Source organism: Gemmiger sp. (genome assembly GCF_036306485.1).
In the GTDB taxonomy this organism is placed as follows: domain Bacteria; phylum Bacillota; class Clostridia; order Oscillospirales; family Ruminococcaceae; genus Gemmiger.
In genome coordinates this window covers 1-15,823 of the sequence record NZ_JAXJZK010000020.1, presented here as the reverse complement: position 1 = coordinate 15,823, position 15,823 = coordinate 1, and the positions used below count along the sequence as shown (strand labels likewise).

General features: G+C 64.5%; 11 protein-coding genes. 8 read left to right on the top strand and 3 right to left on the bottom strand.

Going from position 1 to position 15,823, the window contains the following annotated elements:
- Nucleotides 1–316 precede the first annotated feature (316 nt).
- From dnaN to U0L91_RS04580, 7 genes are all read left to right on the top strand, one after another.
- Entirely contained in the window at nucleotides 317–1,426 is a 1,110-nt protein-coding gene (dnaN, locus tag U0L91_RS04610) for a DNA polymerase III subunit beta (RefSeq protein WP_330045043.1), read from the top strand.
- Nucleotides 1,427–1,443: 17 nt separating this feature from the next.
- Nucleotides 1,444–1,659 carry an RNA-binding S4 domain-containing protein gene (locus tag U0L91_RS04605; RefSeq protein WP_330045042.1) on the top strand — a complete coding sequence of 72 codons (216 nt, stop codon included), beginning with the start codon at nucleotides 1,444–1,446 and terminating at the stop codon, nucleotides 1,657–1,659.
- A complete protein-coding gene (gene recF, locus U0L91_RS04600; RefSeq protein WP_330045041.1) occupies nucleotides 1,659–2,750 on the top strand; it encodes a DNA replication/repair protein RecF in 1,092 nt (363 codons plus the stop codon). The genes U0L91_RS04605 and recF overlap by 1 nt, the downstream gene beginning before the upstream one ends.
- A gap of 16 nt (nucleotides 2,751–2,766) precedes the next feature.
- Nucleotides 2,767–3,033, top strand: coding sequence for an extracellular matrix regulator RemB (gene remB / locus U0L91_RS04595; RefSeq protein ID WP_330045040.1), 267 nt, complete (start codon nucleotides 2,767–2,769; stop codon nucleotides 3,031–3,033).
- A gap of 79 nt (nucleotides 3,034–3,112) precedes the next feature.
- Nucleotides 3,113–5,083, top strand: coding sequence for a DNA topoisomerase (ATP-hydrolyzing) subunit B (gene gyrB, locus U0L91_RS04590; RefSeq protein WP_330045039.1), 1,971 nt, complete (start codon nucleotides 3,113–3,115; stop codon nucleotides 5,081–5,083).
- Nucleotides 5,084–5,101: 18 nt separating this feature from the next.
- A complete protein-coding gene (gyrA, locus tag U0L91_RS04585; protein WP_330045038.1) occupies nucleotides 5,102–7,657 on the top strand; it encodes a DNA gyrase subunit A in 2,556 nt (851 codons plus the stop codon).
- Between the two features lie 18 nt (nucleotides 7,658–7,675).
- Entirely contained in the window at nucleotides 7,676–10,015 is a 2,340-nt protein-coding gene (locus U0L91_RS04580) for a DUF6541 family protein (RefSeq protein WP_330045037.1), read from the top strand.
- 141 nt (nucleotides 10,016–10,156) lie between these two features.
- Here the strand turns inward: U0L91_RS04580 and tsaA are convergent, their stop codons facing one another.
- Genes tsaA through U0L91_RS04565 form a run of 3 tightly spaced genes read right to left on the bottom strand, consistent with a single transcriptional unit; the run spans nucleotide 10,157 to nucleotide 12,390 of the window.
- Nucleotides 10,157–10,864: a tRNA (N6-threonylcarbamoyladenosine(37)-N6)-methyltransferase TrmO gene (tsaA, locus tag U0L91_RS04575; protein ID WP_330045036.1), complete on the bottom strand. Its 708-nt coding sequence runs from the start codon at nucleotides 10,862–10,864 to the stop codon at nucleotides 10,157–10,159.
- Between the two features lies 1 nt (nucleotide 10,865).
- Nucleotides 10,866–11,843 (bottom strand): glycosyltransferase family 10 domain-containing protein, encoded by a 978-nt coding sequence (locus tag U0L91_RS04570; protein ID WP_330045035.1) that lies wholly within the window; start codon nucleotides 11,841–11,843, stop codon nucleotides 10,866–10,868.
- Nucleotide 11,844: 1 nt separating this feature from the next.
- The gene (locus tag U0L91_RS04565) at nucleotides 11,845–12,390 is read right to left on the bottom strand and encodes an NUDIX hydrolase (protein WP_330045034.1); all 546 of its coding nucleotides are present in this window, start codon (nucleotides 12,388–12,390) and stop codon (nucleotides 11,845–11,847) included.
- Nucleotides 12,391–13,025: 635 nt separating this feature from the next.
- Between U0L91_RS04565 and nifJ the strand changes: the two genes are divergently transcribed.
- The coding region (gene nifJ, locus U0L91_RS04560; protein ID WP_330045033.1) for a pyruvate:ferredoxin (flavodoxin) oxidoreductase at nucleotides 13,026–15,823 on the top strand (2,798 nt) is incomplete at its 3' end.

The window sequence follows — 15,823 nt, the reverse complement described above, 5'->3', positions numbered from 1 at the left end:
TTTCAACAATTAACATGAGTTTTCCACCGCGCAAGTTGACAACTCCGGTTCTCAACAGCCGCGGAAAAGATTTCCACACCGCTTTCCGGAAAATCCACAGCCCGCAAATCCGGCCGTTATCCGCATTCCACGGGTTTTCCACGGTTTCCACACCCCCTACTACTACGACTATCAAAGTTTTCTGTTTCTCCTGCCAGACCGGAAGGTTTCGGGCTGCGCGGGGTGCCAGAAGCAGCTAAGGCGGTGGAAAACTCAGCGCTGTCCCGAACACAGCCGCCATAATCCCGATTCTGCAACTTCAATGAGGTGAATAAAATTGAAATTCGAGTGCGACAAGTCACTTCTCTCCGCCGCCATTGACGGCGTTTCCCGCGCGATCACCAACCGCTCCGCCATTCCGGTGCTCGAGGGCATCTACCTCAAGGCCGAGGGCTTCGCCCTGACGCTGACCGGCTACGATATGGAGATGGGCATCACGACGACCATCGAATGCAACGTGCTGGTCCCCGGCGAGACCGTGCTGGAAGCCAAGCTGTTCGGCTCGGTGGTCAGCCGGATGCCGTCCGGCACCGTCCGGGTCGAGCTGAACAACGAGGGCATGGCCATCATCAGCGGCGGCGTCGCGGAATTTGAGATTCCCGCCCTCAACGCGAGCGATTATCCGAGTCTGCCCAATACGGCGGCCGAAAATACCATGACGATTCCCACCTCGATGATGCGCGAGATGATCGAAAAGACCATTTATGCGGTCGCCGTCGAGGACAAGAAGCCCGCCCACACCGGCGAGCTGTTCGTCATCGAGCCGGGCAGCCTGACGATTGTGGCGCTCGACGGGTTCCGCCTCGCCATTTTGCAGCGCGACGTGACCTGCACCCGCGACATCCGCATCATCATCCCCGCCAAAACCCTGCAGGAGCTGCTCAAGATCCTGGGCGGACCGGAGGACCCCGTCAAGATCGACGCCAACCGGCGGTATGTCGTCTTTACGACGAACGGCTACACGATCATGAGCCGTCTGATCGAGGGAGAGTTCCTCAACTATGAGCGGGTCATCCCCAAGGAGTGCCGCACCCAGGTCGTCGTGGACTGCAAGAGCTTCATCAGCACGCTGGAACGCGCTTCGCTGATCATCACCGACCGGCTCAAGAACCCGCTGCGCATCACCTTTGCGCCCGACAAGGTCACGGTGCGCTGCCAGACGCCGCTGGGCAAGGTCGTGGACGAGTTCGCCCCCGAGAGCATGGAGGGCGATGTGATGGAAATCGGCTTCAACAACCGCTATCTTCTCGACGCGCTGCGCAACTCCAAGGCCGAGAAACTGCGCATTGAGATCAACGGACCGCTCAGCCCGGTCAAGCTGCTGCCGGTCGAGGGCAAGGACTTCATCTATCTGGTCCTGCCGGTGCGGTTCAAGAACGAGGGCTGAAACGGGGGCTGACAAGTATGGAAATCATCCGGATTCATACGCCGAACATCAAGCTGGACGCCCTGCTCAAATTCGCCGGCCTGTGCGAGACGGGCGGCGAGGCCAAGGAGCTGATCCAGGGCGGCGCCGTGACGCTCAACGGCGAAGTCTGCACGATGCGGGGCAAAAAATGCGTCAGCGGCGACGTGATCGAGCTGGACGGCCGCGCCGTCCGCATTGCGGAGGGCGGCTGATGCGGCTGGACCGTCTGGCCGTCACGGATTTCCGCAACCTCGCGCAGGCCGAACTGCATCCCGCGCCGCAGCTGACCGTCCTGTGCGGTGCAAACGGCCAGGGCAAGACCAATCTGCTTGAGGCCGTCTGGCTGCTGACCGGCGGCAAGAGTTTCCGCGGCGCCCGCGACGCCGAACTGATCCGGCGCGGCGCCGCGTTTGCCGTGCTGGATGCCGCCTTTGAGAGCGGCGGCCGTCCCCAGACCGCCCGCCTGACCGTCGGCAGCCGCGAAAGCCGCCGTCCCGGCCGGACCGTCAGCCTCAACGGCGCGGACCGCGGCCGGGCTGCCTCCATTGCGGGCACCTTCACGGCGGTGGTCTTTGACCCCAATCATCTGAGCCTCATCAAGGGCGGGCCGGAAGGGCGCCGCCATTTTCTGGATGCGGCGCTCTGCCAGCTCTACCCGGGGTATCTGGCGGCGTCGCGCCGGTATCTGCGGGTCGTGGCCCAGAAAAACGCGCTGCTCAAGGCCTACGACATCACGGCCGGCGCCGACCTGCTGCTCGATGCCTACAACGAGGCAATGGTCCGCTACGGCACCGAGGTCATGCAGCGCCGGGCCGCCTATCTGGAACGGCTGGCCCCCGCGGCAGCCGCCAATTACCGGGATATTTCCCGGGGCGCCGAGACGCTGGAGCTGCGCTATCTGCCCTGCTGCCAGCCCGACGCCGAACACCTGGCCGCCCGGCTGCAGGGGCTGCGCACCGCCGAACAGCGCGCCGGCTTCTGCCTGACCGGGCCGCACCGCGAGGATCTTGAAATCCTCATTGACGGCCAGCCCGGCAAGATCTACGGCAGCCAGGGCCAGCAGCGCAGCGCCGTGCTGTCCATGAAGCTGGCCGAGGCCGCCGTCGCCGGCGAGGTGCTGGGCGAGCACCCGGTCATGCTGCTGGACGATGTGCTCAGCGAGCTGGACGACGCCCGCCAGACCTATCTGCTGACCCGCATCGAGGACAAACAGACCTTTGTGACGACCTGCGACTCCGCCGCTTTTGCGCGCACCAACGGAAAATTGGTATTCGTCGAGGGCGGCCGGGTGCGGGAGGACTGAAAGGCAGGAAACCACCGTGTATCTGCATCTGGGACAGGACTTCATCGTCCAGACCCGCGACATCATCGGGGTGTTTGATCTGGACACCGCCACCGATGCGGGCCAGAAACCCAAAATCACCGACGAGTTCCTGCGCCGCGCCGAACGGGAAGGCGCGGTGGTGGATGTCAGCGGCGACATGCCCAAGAGCTTTGTCGTCACGGATTTTCCCGGACAGACCGTCTATGTGACCCAGATCTCAACGGCGGCCATCCGCGGCCGCGCCGCGAAATTTGATCTCTGAGAGCCGGATGCCGGGTGTATACTGATTCCCGGAAACCGGTTTTACCCGCACCCCCCGAGGGAATGGAGGAAAGGATTCAATGGCAGAAGAAATCATCACCGAAACCAACCGCGACACCGCCACCGACCACGAGTACGGCGGCGCACAGATCCAGGTTCTCGAGGGCCTGGAGGCCGTGCGCAAGCGGCCCGGTATGTACATCGGTTCGACCGGGCCGAGCGGTCTGCATCACCTGGTCTATGAGATCGTCGATAACTCCATCGACGAGGCACTCGCCGGCTACTGCACCCACATCGAGGTCAGCATCAAGCCCGGCAACATCATCGAAGTCAGCGACAACGGCCGCGGCATCCCTGTGGACATCCAGCCCAAAATGGGCATCCCCGCCGTGACCGTCGTCTACACCGTCCTGCACGCCGGCGGCAAGTTCGGCGGCGAAAATTCCGGCTACAAGGTCTCGGGCGGTCTGCACGGCGTCGGCGCCAGCGTCGTCAACGCGCTGAGCGAGTGGCTCGTCGTCCGGGTCCGCCGCGACGGCGCCGAGTACGAGCAGAGCTTCCGGCGCGGCAAGCCGGACGGCGACCTGAAAAAGATCGGCCCCGCGGCCTCGACCGGCACGACGGTCACCTTCAAGCCGGACCCCGAAATGTTCACCGAGACCACCGTCTATGACTACGAGATCCTGCTCAAGCGCCTGCGGGAGGAGAGCTTCCTCAATGCCGGCGTCCGCATCACGCTGACCGACGAGCGGCCCGAAACCCTCGCCGACAACGACAACCAGCCGCGCCGGGAATCCATGTGCTATGAGGGCGGCATCCGCAGCTTTGTGCAGTACCTGCACGAAAAGCGCGACCTGACCCCGCTGCATCCCCAGGTCATCTATATGCGCGGCGAGGCCAACGGCGCCGTCGCCGAGGTGGCCATCCAGTACTGCGACAGCTTCAATGAACTGCTGCTCAGCTTTGCCAACAACGTTCACACCCCCGAGGGCGGCACCCATGAGGAGGGCTTCAAGACCGCGCTGACCCGCGTCTTCAACGAGTTCGGCCGCGCCAAGGGGTATCTGAAGGACAAGGACGAGAACTGGCAGGGCAGCGACGTGCGCGAGGGCCTGATCGCCGTCGTGTCGGTCAAGCTGCAGGAAGCCCAGTTCGAGGGCCAGACCAAGGCCAAGCTCGGCAACACCTACATCAAGACGCTGGTCTCCGGCATGGTGTACGCCAAGCTCTCGGAATTCCTGGAGGAGAACCCCGCCGTCGCCAAGACCATCTTCGAGAAGGTCACCCAGGCGGCCCGCGCCCGCGCCGCCGCCAAAAAGGCCCGCGAGCTGGTCCGCCGCAAGAGCGCGCTGGAAAACAACCGCATGCCCGGCAAACTCGCCGACTGCCACGAGAGCGACCCCGCCAAAACCGAAATCTTCATCGTCGAGGGCGATTCCGCCGGCGGCTCCGCCAAGCAGGGCCGCGACTCCAACATCCAGGCCATCCTGCCGCTGTGGGGCAAGATGCTCAACGTCGAGAAGGCCCGCGCCGACCGCATCTACGGCAACGACAAGCTGATGCCCGTCGTGACCGCGCTGGGCACCGGCATCGGCGACGAGTTCGACATCACCAAGGTGCGCTATCACAAGATCTTCATCATGGCCGATGCCGATGTGGACGGCTCCCACATCTGCACGCTGATGCTGACCTTCTTTTTCCGCTATATGCGGCCGCTCATCGAGCACGGCTATGTGTATGTCGCCCAGCCGCCCCTGTTCAAGCTGCAGAAGGGCAGCACCGTCAAGTATGCCTACAATGACGAGGAGATGAAGGTCCTCTCGGCCGAGATGCCCGGCGCCAAGGTCAACCGCTACAAGGGCCTCGGCGAGATGAACCCCGAACAGCTCTGGGAGACCACGATGAACCCCGCCAACCGCGTCATCGTCCAGATCAAGATCGAGGACGCCGAGCGCGCCGACGAGGCGTTCAGCATCCTGATGGGCGAGCAGGTCGAACCGCGCAAAGAATTCATTGAGCGCAACGCCAAGTATGCCAAGCTCGATGTGTGACAGATTAAGGTGAATTGAATGGAAGAAAATGTGATTATGGTACCCGGTTCGGGCACCAAAGTGATTGTGCGGGACGTGCGGCAGGAGATCGAGACGGCCTTCCTGGATTACTCGATGTCGGTCATTGTCTCCCGCGCGCTGCCCGATGTGCGCGACGGCCTCAAGCCGGTGCACCGCCGCATCCTCTACACAATGCATGAGCGCGGCAATGACCCCTCCCATCCCTACCGCAAATCGGCCGACACGGTCGGCGCGGTGCTCGGCGCCTACCATCCCCACGGCGACGCCAGCGTCTACGATGCGATGGTCCGTCTGGCCCAGGACTTCAGCCTGCGGTATCCGCTCGTGGACGGCCAGGGCAACTTCGGCTCGGTGGACGGCGACCCCCCGGCCGCTTACCGTTACACTGAGGCCCGGATGTCCAAGATCGCCTGCGAGATGCTCACCGACATCGAGAAGGACACCGTCGACTGGGACCCCAACTTCGACGAGACCAAGAAGGAACCCCATGTGCTGCCCAGCCGGTTCCCCAACCTGCTGGTCAACGGCAGCCAGGGCATCGCGGTCGGCATGGCGACCAACATCCCGCCCCACAACCTGCGCGAGGTCGTCAGCGGCATGGTCGCCCTCATCGACAACCCCGACATTGACCTGCCCGGCCTGATGGAGCACATCAAGGGCCCCGATTTCCCGACCGGCGGCATCATCATGGGCCGCAGCGGCATCCGCGCCGCCTACGCGACGGGCCGCGGCAAGATCACGCTGCGCGGCCGCGCCGAGATCGTCGAGAAAAAGAACGGCCGCTTTGAGATCGTCATCACCGAGATTCCCTACATGGTCAACAAGACCCGGCTGCTGGAATCCATCGGCGACCTCGTCAAGGAAAAGCGGATTGACGGCATCTCGGACCTCAACGACCTGTCCTCCTCCCGCACCGGCATGAAGATCCTTGTCGAGATCAAGAAGGACGCCAACCCCCAGGTGGTGCTCAACCAGCTCTACCGCTACACCCAGCTGCAGGACACCGTCGGCGTCATCATGCTCGCGCTGGATGACGGCGTGCCCAAGATCATGAGCCTCAAGACGATGATGCAGCGCTATCTGGACTTCCAGTTCCAGGTCATCCGCCGCCGCACCGCCTTTGAGCTCAAGAAGGCCCAGGACCGGGAACACATCCTCGAGGGCCTGCGCCGCGCCGTCGATATTGTCGATGAGATCATCGCCACCATCCGCGGCTGCCGCGGCGGCTTCGCCGAGGCCAAGGCCGCCATTATGGAAAAATTCGGCTTTGACGATCCCCAGGCCGACGCCATTGTCAAACTGCAGCTCGGCCGTCTGGCCGGGCTCGAGATCCTCAAGATCGACGAGGAACTCGGCCAGCTGCGCACCGCCATCGAGAACTACAAGGACATCCTGTCCAACGACGCCCACACGATGGCGATTGTCAAGAACGACCTGACCGCCCTGGCCGACAAGTACGGCGACGACCGCCGCACCTCCATCGAGGCGGTCTCCGGCGAGGTGGACATCGAGGACCTGATCCCCGAGGAAACCTGCGTCTTTACGCTGACCCATGAAGGGTACATCAAGCGCACCGCCGTGGACACCTACACCGCCCAGAACCGCGGCGGCCGCGGCGTGGCCGGCATGACCCAGAAGGACAGCGACTTCACCGAGGAACTGTTCATCGGCTCCACCCATGACAACATGCTCTTCATGACGGACCGCGGCCGCGTCTACCGCCTCAAGGGCTACCAGGTCGCCGAGGGCAGCCGCACCGCCAAGGGCACCCACATCGCCAACCTCCTGCAGCTGCAGGAGGGCGAGAAGGTCACCATCATGATGCGCCAGCCCGCCGACATGGACCCCGAAACCAGCTATATCACGATGGTCACCCGTCAGGGCCTCATCAAGCGCACCCCGCTGTCCCAGTTCCGCAACATCCGCCGCGCCGGCCTCAACGCCATCGCGATCAACGAGGACGACGCCCTGGTCTGGTGCCATCTGACGGGCGGCGACGATGAACTCATCGTGGCCACCCACGACGGCGCCGCCATCCACTTCAGCGAGTCCGGCGCCCGCGCCATGGGCCGCACCGGCCACGGCGTCCGGGTTATCCGCCTGCGGGAAGGGGACTACGTCGTCGGCGTCGGCGTCTGCCGGCCCGGCGCAACCGTCGTCACCGTCACCGAGGACGGCAAGGGACGCCGCAGCCTCATCGACGACTACCGCATCACCCGCCGCGGCGGTCTGGGCATCCGCAACTATACCCGCGGCGGCGTCGCCGGCATCAAGGTGGTGGACGAGACCGACGACCTCATCCTCATCAGCCAGGACGGCATCCTGATCCGGATGCACGTCTCGGACATCAACATCCAGTCCCGCTACGGCAGCGGCGTCCGGGTCATGCGCCTCAACGCCAACGACAAGGTTGCCACGCTGGCCCGTGTCGATCATGACGCCTCCGCCGAGACCGCCAAGCCCGAGGACGAAGGGGAGAGCGACCCCTCGCCGGAGGAGCTCGCGGCCATCGAGGCCGAGGAACGCCGCGCCGACGAGGGTGCGGACGAATAAGCTGCCGGCGGTGAGACGATGAAACAACTCTTCACGACCCTGGGCCGCCGCGCGGCGGCCCATCCGCTGCGCACCGTGCTGGTCATCCTCCAGCTCGCGGTGCTGCTCAGCCTTGCCGCGGCGCTGACCCGCCCGGTCCAGTCCGCCGCCTTCACCGGCGCCGAGATGACCGGCCTGCGCGATCAGCTGCCCGTCACCACCGACGACCGCGGCGGCATCCGGCTGCAGGACGGCTGCGACGAAACCTTCGCCGGGCTCGCCGAGGCCGAGGCCGCCGACGAGAACAGCGTCGGTGTCGGCGTCTTTTCCTCCCCGTGGTTCAGCCTCTGGGAAGGACGGTATGAATTTTCCATCGACTACGCGGCCGCCAATGCCCGCAGCGGCGTCACGGTCGGAACGCTGCGCGCCAACGTCACGATGACCCAGTCCGCCGGCTATGACCTCACGCTGGACGGCGACGGCACGGTCAGCGGCCATTTCTGGGTCCAGGGCCGGCGCAGCGACCTCGCACTGCAGGTCTATGCCGACACCCCCGACCTGACCGTCTACGCCGTCCGCGTCCAGGAGGACTGGGGCTGGCGTGTCGTCCGGCTCGTCACGGCGCTGCTCCTCTTTGCGGCGCTCGACCTGCTGGTCTGGGCCCTCTCGCCGGACAGCCGCCTGCTGCCCGACCCCCGCCGCCGCGCCGTCCTGTTCGGGCTGGCCGCTCTCACGGTGCTGGTCTGTTACCCCACCTTCAGCGATTTCGCCGGCCACGGCCCCGACACCTATTTCCACTACAACCGCATCTGGAGCATCGCCCAGGGACTGCGCTCCGGCCAGTTCCCGGTGCGCATCTACCCGGATTTCCTCAACGGCTACGGCTACGCCAGCCCGATTTTCTATGGCGAGGCGCTGCTCTATTTCCCGGCGCTCCTCGTTCTGGCGGGCTTCCCGCTCTACCAGGCGTTCAACGCGCTGCTCTTTGTCACCGGCGCGCTGACCGTCGCGATCGGCTGGATCAGCTTCTCGCGGATGCTGCGCTCCCGGACGGCGGCCTTCACCGCCACCGCCCTCTATGCGACCGCCGCTTACCGCCTGACGGACTGCTACTGGCGCCACGGCATCGGCGAGGCCATCGCCATCGCCTTCCTGCCGATGATCGCCTGGGGGTTCTGGGCCCTCTACGCCGACGACGCCTCCCCGCGTGAGCACGACCGCGCCTGGCTGCCCCTCATGCTCGGCTTCACCGGCCTGATCCAGAGCCACACCGTCAGCACTGAAATCATGGCGCTGACCTCGGTCGCCCTCGTGCTGCTCTGCCTGCCCCGGGCCCTGCGGCGCCGCAACCTGCTCATCCTGCTCAAGGGCGCCGGCCTCACGGTGCTGCTCAACCTGTGGTTCCTCGTGCCGTTCCTGCAGTATCTGCGCGACCCCTACCGCGGCACCGCGCTGGAAAACCACGACCTCAACGCCGTGCGGACCTCGGTCGGATTCCTGTTCCGGCTGTGGGACGACGACCTCTCCACCTCGGCACTGCGCATCGGCGGCGCCCTCGTGCTGGCCGCCGCGCTCTACCTGCTGTGCAAGGCGGTGTTCCGCCGCTGGCCCCGCCGCGCCGACCAGATCGGCATTCCCGCCGCCCTGCTGGGAGCGGCCGGCGTCTATCTGGTCTGCTGGATGGACTGGAACAGCCTGTATGAGATCCTCGGTACCCCGATTGCCAAAATCCTGTGCAACATCCAGTTCCCGTTCCGCTACCTGATGCCGGTCTCGCTCTGCTTCGCCCTGCTCGGCGGCTGCGCCGTGCTCTGCCTGCAGCACTGCACCACCCGGCAGCTCGCCGCCGGCGCGGCGTCCATCCTCGTCGTGCTGGGCTGCCTGCTCGCCTGGATGGACTGCGGCATGTACGCCCATGGCTACATCGGCCGCAACCGCACCGCCGAGGGCCGCGACATCCAGTCCGGCAAGGACAACAGCATGCTGGAATACCTGCCGGTCGGCTTTGACGAGGACTGGACCGACGACACCTCCTTCCACACGGTGGGCGGGGCCGTCATCACGGACGCGCAGCGCGGCGATCTCTGCTGCACCGTCACGGCCGAAAACCCCTCCGACGCCGATGCCAGCGTCGAACTGCCGCTGATCTACTATCCCGGCTACCGGCTCACCGCCAACGACGGCGGCACCGTCTCGGTGGCCAAGACGGCGGGGGGCAAGGTGGCTGCCGTGCTCAGCCCCGGCTACTCCGGCACCTTCACGGTCCGGTTTGTCGAACCCAGACTCTGGCGGCTGTGCGAGGTCATCAGCCTGCTGACCGCCGTCGCACTGCTCTTCGGCCGCCGTCTGCGCCGGCTTCTGCCCGCCCGCAGAACATAACAAACAACGCCGCCCCCGGCCTGTCCGGGGGCGGCGTTTTGCAGGAAAACGAAAAGAAGCTGACACGGCATCCGGGGCGGGGAAGTGCCGGAAAAAACGCCGGGCCCGGCAAAGAAAGTCGGGTCCGGCGTTCGGAAGGTCTCAGGGGTCGGGGCGGATGTCGCAGACCGTCAGGCGGCGGCCATCCACTTGGAACCGCACCGTGAAGCCCGCAAAGCGCATCCCGTACACCCGGTCGGGGTCATGCTGGTAGCTCGGGCGCGGGTCGCTGCGCAGCACCCCGCACAGCGCCGCCCGCCGGTCCTCGGGCAGGCGGGCCAGCAGCTCGGCGGGGCAGTCCACCTCCAGCGCATAGCCGCGGGTGCGGTCGGTGAATCCGCCCGCGGCGTCGGGGTGGGCGTCCACATAGGGCAGATACGGCTTGATGTCGTAGATCGGCGTGCCGTCCAGCAGGTCGGCGCCCGCGACAAGAATCACCGGTCCGTCCGGCGTCGCGGGTTCCACCCCGGCCAGCCGCACGCAGGACAGCCCCAGCGCGTTGGGCCGGAAGGGGCTGCGGGTCGCAAAGACGCCCATCCGGGTGTTGCCGCCCAGCCGGGGCGGGCGCACCGTCGGGCGCCAGCTGTCCTGCCCGCTGCGCACCACCTCGGAAAACTGCCAGATCAGCCAGAGATACTCATATTCTTCCAGCCCGCGCAGCGCCTCGGGGTTGCGGTAGGCCGGTTCAAAGACAATCCGCCCCTGCAGCTCGGCGACCAGACCGCTCTGGCGCGGAATGCCGAACTTCTCGGCAAAGTCGGTGCGGATGTGGGCAATGGGGTGCAGCGTGTAGTGTTCAGTGTCGGTCATCTCAGCTCCGTCCCAGCAGCCGCTGCCAGAACGTCCGGGGCTGGGACGCCTGCTCGGCCAGCTTGTAATAGTAGTGCAGATCCCCCTCGTAGATGGTGCCCCAGCAGCTCCGGTTGCGGCGCAGGTGGGGGCCTTTCTCAAAGATGCCGGTCAGGAATTCCCGGCAGGGGGCGTCGGTCCGATAGCGCTGCGCCCGGGAACTGCCGTCCGGCGCCAGGATCGGCGCCCGGCAGGCGGCCAGATACCGCTCGGTGTCCCGGTCCAGCGCGTCGATGGCCTCGATCAGCGAGGGCAGATCGGGGTAGTCGTCGGCGCACAGGAAGGCCGCGGGGTTGAACTCCTGCTTGATCAGCGGATCGCCCCAGTAAATCGGGACGGTGCCCGCCGCAAAGGCGTCCACAATCTTCTCGGTGCAGTAGCCGGGGCCGCGGCTGTTCTCGTAGGCGATGGAAAACCGGTAGCCGCGCTGGAACGCCAGCTTGTCCGCCACCGGCCCGCCGATGTTGTTGCGGTAGCTGCCGCCGCTGTCCACCGGGCGGTGGGCGTTGAGCGCCTCAAAGAACTCGTTGCGCTCGCGGGAAAAATCGTTGCTCACCACAAAGTTGCAGAACTTTGTCCGGCTCAGAAACGCCTCGTCGGGCAGCGTGTGTTTGGCAAGCGCCGGCGCCCAGCTGTCCCGCATCGCGTAGAGCGGCAGCCGCAGATACCGTCCCTGGTAGTCCAGCAGTTCAAAGCCCATCGCGTAGTCGTACAGATTCAGGTCGGGCCAGCTGTCCTCGCCGGAAAACTGGATGCGGCAGCAGGAATAGTCCAGGAACGCATGGCCGAAGGTGCCGCAGATCACAAAATCCGGGTGATCCTGCGGCCCGTCGCAGAATTGGATGGTCCAGCCGGCCCCCGTCACGGCCCGGGTGAAGTAGTTGTCCCGGGGGTTCCAGTCCGGCGCCAGATCACAGAAGGCAAGGCGTACCGTCGGCATCTCAGACCTTCCCTTCGCGGCGCAGCCGGTCGTATTTGAGCACCGCCGCCACCGTCTTGCTGTCCCGGATCTCGTCCCGCAGGATCATCTGCAGCACCTCGTCAAAGGGCAGCAGCGTCGCGTCGAGGAACTCGCCCTCGTCGAGGTGCTGGCTCGTCCGGTGCAGACCCTGCGCGGCCCACAGATAAATCTTCTCGCTGTCATAGCCGACGGTCGGATAGAGCACCCCCAGGCTGAACACCCGGTCGGCCGTCACGCCGCACTCCTCCTCCAGCTCGCGCCTGGCCGCCGCCAGCGGGTCCTCGCCGGCCTCCAGCTTGCCGGCGGGCAGCTCCCACAGCTCCTCCTGCAGCGCATAGCGGTACTGCCGGACCAGGTACAGCCGGTCGTCCTCCGTCACGGCCAGCACGCAGGCGCCGCCGTGGTGATGCACAATCTCCCGGGTGCTGGTGCTGCCGTTCTCAAGCTGCACCTTGTCCACCGTTACCCGGAACACGCGGCCTTCAAAGATCTGTCGGGAATCCAGAGTCTGTTCGGTATGAGCCATCTTGCGGCACTCCTTTTCTGTAAGTTGGTTTTATTGTAAAGCGGGCGGGAAAAAGTGTCAAGAAATCCGTTCCGTCAAACCGCACAAACCGTGCCGGGGCAGACGCGGCGGGCAGAAAACCCCGGAAGTTCCCGGCCCAAAGAAGCGCCAGGAAATGGACAAATCGCTCTGAACCCGGCCGCCGCGCCCCGCCGGTGAGATGAACGGAAAAAGCAAGCTGTAACGCTAAAAAACCGTGTTTTCGTTTGGTGCAACCTGCGCGGGTGTGTCAGGGTCTTGTCTGGACAGGTGTTGCTTTTGCACGGCGGCGGCGCGCGGCAGCGTCCGGCACAAGAAGTCCCAATTAACACCCTTATACCGCAAAAGCCCCGCCCTCTTTGTTTGAAAATAGTCAAAGTGCACACAACAAAACAAAATTTTTGTGCAACATTCTAACCAAATAGGCTTTACTAGCAACCCCCTTTTTTGGTAAAATAGGCTTAAGCGGGAGTGTCTGAACGGAAGGGGATTGCTGCCTTCCCAAAGGACGCCCAGCCCCGGGGCCGGCACCGCCCCTGCGCGGTGTCCGACCGCGGGGTGCTAATCTAAAAAGGGAGTGTCCCTCCGGCATTCCCTCAGTAAACGGAGGAAGAAAAATGCCAAGAGCAAAACAGTCCATGGATGGCAATACCGCGGCTGCGCATGTTGCTTATGCGTTTACCGATGTGGCTGCCATCTACCCGATCACGCCCTCCAGCCCGATGGCCGACACGGTTGACCAGTGGAGCGCTGCCGGTCTGAAGAACATCTTCGGGAATCAGGTCAAGGTTGTCGAGATGGAGTCCGAGGCCGGCGCTGCCGGTGCCGTCCACGGCGCTTTGGGCACCGGTGCCATCACCACCACCTTCACCGCCTCTCAGGGCCTGCTGCTGATGATCCCCAACATGTACAAGATCGCGGCCGAGCAGCTGCCCTGCGTTTTTGACGTGTCCGCCCGTACCGTCGCCACCCAGTCCCTGAACATCTTCGGTGACCACAGCGACGTCATGGCCTGCCGTCAGACCGGCTTCGCCATGCTGTGCGAGTCCAACCCCCAGGAAGTCATGGACCTGTCTCCCGTTGCGCACCTGTCTGCCATCGAGGGCCGCGTTCCGTTCCTGAACTTCTTCGACGGCTTCCGTACCTCCCATGAGATCCAGAAGATCGAGAAGTGGGACTACGCCGATCTGAAGGAAATGTGCAACATGGACGCCGTGGCCGAGTTCCGTGCCAAGGCTCTGAACCCCGAGCATCCCAAGATGCGCGGCAGCCACGAGAACGGCGACGTCTTCTTCCAGCATCGTGAGGCCTGCAACTCCGCCTACCTGGCTCTGCCGGCGGTTGTCGAGAAGTACATGGCCAAGATCAACGAGAAGCTGGGCACCAACTACGATCTGTTCAACTACTACGGCGCTCCCGATGCCGACCGCGTCATCATCGCGATGGGCTCCATCTGCGACGTGGCTGAGGAAGTCATCGACTACCTGACCGCCAAGGGCGAGAAGGTCGGCCTGGTGCTCGTCCGCCTGTACCGTCCCTGGGTCTCCAGCGCCCTGCTGAAGGTCCTGCCCAAGACCGTCAAGAAGATTGCCGTTCTGGACCGCACCAAGGAGCCCGGCTCCCTGGGCGAGCCTCTGTACCTCGACGTGGCCACCACGCTGCGTGAGGCCGGCATGAACGACGTTGTCCTGACCGGCGGCCGCTACGGCCTCGGCTCCAAGGACACCCCGCCGTCCAGCGTCTTCGCCGTTTACACCGAACTGGCCAAGGACGAGCCCAAGGCCCGCTTCACCATCGGCATCACCGATGACGTGACCAACCTGAGCCTGCCCGAAGTCAAGCCCGCGCCCATCACCTCCGCCCCCGGCACCAAGGAGTGCAAGTTCTGGGGCCTGGGCGGTGACGGTACCGTCGGCGCCAACAAGAACTCCACCAAGATCATCGGCGACCATACCGACAAGTACATTCAGGCGTACTTCCAGTATGACTCCAAGAAGACCGGCGGTGTCACGATCAGCCATCTGCGTTTCGGCGACAAGCCCATCCGCAGCCCCTACTACATCAACCAGGCTGACTTCGTTGCCTGCCACAACCCCGCTTACATCCACATGGGCATGAAGATGGTCCAGGATGTCAAGCCGGGCGGCGTCTTCATGATCAACTGCCAGTGGAGCGACGAGGAGCTGGATCAGCACCTCAACGCCGCTGACAAGAAGTATATCGCTGACAACAACATTCAGCTCTACACCATCAACGCCATTGATAAGGCCATCGAGATCGGCATGGGCAAGCGCACCAACACGATCCTGCAGTCCGCCTTCTTCAAGCTGGCCGATGTCATGCCCATCGACGAAGCCGTCGAGTACATGAAGGCCGCCGCCAAGAAGAGCTACGGCAAGAAGGGTGACGCCGTTGTTGAGATGAACTGGAAGGCCATCGACGCCGGCGTGGACGCTGTCCACAAGGTCGAGGTTCCCGCCTCCTGGTCCAACCCGACGCCCGATCCGGCCCCGAAACCGCTGACCGGCCCCGATGCCCTCGTCAAGCAGATCCGCAACGTCATGGAGCCCATCGCCCGTATGGACGGCGACAGCCTGCCGGTTTCCGCCTTCGCTGCCAACCCCAACGGCGAGTGGGAGCAGGGCGCCTCTGCCTACGAGAAGCGCGGCACCGCTGTCATGGTTCCCGAGTGGGATCCCAACAAGTGCGTGCAGTGCAACCAGTGCGCCTTTGTCTGCTCTCATGCCACCATCCGTCCGTTCTGCCTGACCGCCGATGAGGCCGCCGCGGCTCCCGAAGCCACCAAGCTGGCCGACACCAAGCCCAAGGCAAGCGAGTACAAGTACACGATGGCTGTCTCTCCGCTGGACTGCATGGGCTGCGGCGAGTGCGTCACGGTCTGCCCGACCAAGGCCATCGAGATGAAGCCGCAGGAGAGCCAGTCTGCTCAGCAGGCCGCGTTCGACTACTGCGTCGCCAACATCCGCAAGAAGGACAACATCCCCGGCGTTGTTTCCGAGGTCTCCGTCAAGGGTTCTCAGTTCAACCAGCCGCTGCTTGAGTTCTCCGGTTCCTGCGCCGGCTGCGCCGAGACTTCCTATGCCCGCCTGATCACCCAGCTCTTCGGCGAGAAGATGTTCATCTCCAACGCCACCGGCTGCTCTTCGATCTGGGGCGGCACTGCCTCCATCAGCCCGTACACCACCAATAAGGAAAGCGGCTGCGGTCCTGCCTGGATCAACTCCCTGTTCGAGGATAACGCTGAGCACGGCCTCGGCATGCAGATCGGCTATGAGACGGTCCGCGCCAACCTGATCACCAAGGTTGAGGCCCTGAAGGGCAAGAGCGCTGACCTCGATGCCGTCATCGACAAGTTCCTCGAGACCAAGAACAACACCAAGGCCAACGACGCTCC